The sequence below is a fragment of the Thermus aquaticus genome (genome assembly GCF_001280255.1).
In the GTDB taxonomy this organism is placed as follows: domain Bacteria; phylum Deinococcota; class Deinococci; order Deinococcales; family Thermaceae; genus Thermus; species Thermus aquaticus.
Window position 1 is genome coordinate 1 of record NZ_LHCI01000063.1, and the last position, 392, is coordinate 392.

Consider the following 392-nt stretch of genomic DNA (forward strand, 5'->3'; position numbering starts at 1 on the left):
CCTGGAAAAGCCCATCAAGCGGCTTCAGGAGGAGCTTTACGCCCTGAAGGGGGAAAACCAGGCCCTCAAGGAGGCCCTGGTGGAGGCCCTCCTGCCCAGGGCCCTGGAGGAGAGGGTCCTCCTGGTGCCCCAGGCCGTGATCCCGGAGCTGGCCAAGAGGCTCCTCAACTGGAGCGACAAGACCTTCCTCCTCCTCTCCCAGGAGGGGCGTTTCGCCCTTCTGGGGCCGGGAAAGGAGCGGGCCCTCGCCGCCCTCCAGGCCCTGGGGGCCAGAGGCGGGGGGAAGGAGATCCTCCCGGGGGCCCCGCCCCGGGGGAGGAGCGCCGAGGCCCTGGACCCCCGGCTCGTAAGCTAGGGGCATGGGGGTTTTTTGGGGGAAAAGCATCCTGGTG

Annotated in this window: 1 pseudogene; it reads left to right on the forward strand. The window is 69.4% G+C overall.

What is annotated here, in order from left to right:
- Positions 1-355: pseudogene (locus BVI061214_RS13070) on the forward strand (alanyl-tRNA editing protein); the annotation flags it as partial.
- Positions 356-392: the final 37 nt, after the last annotated feature.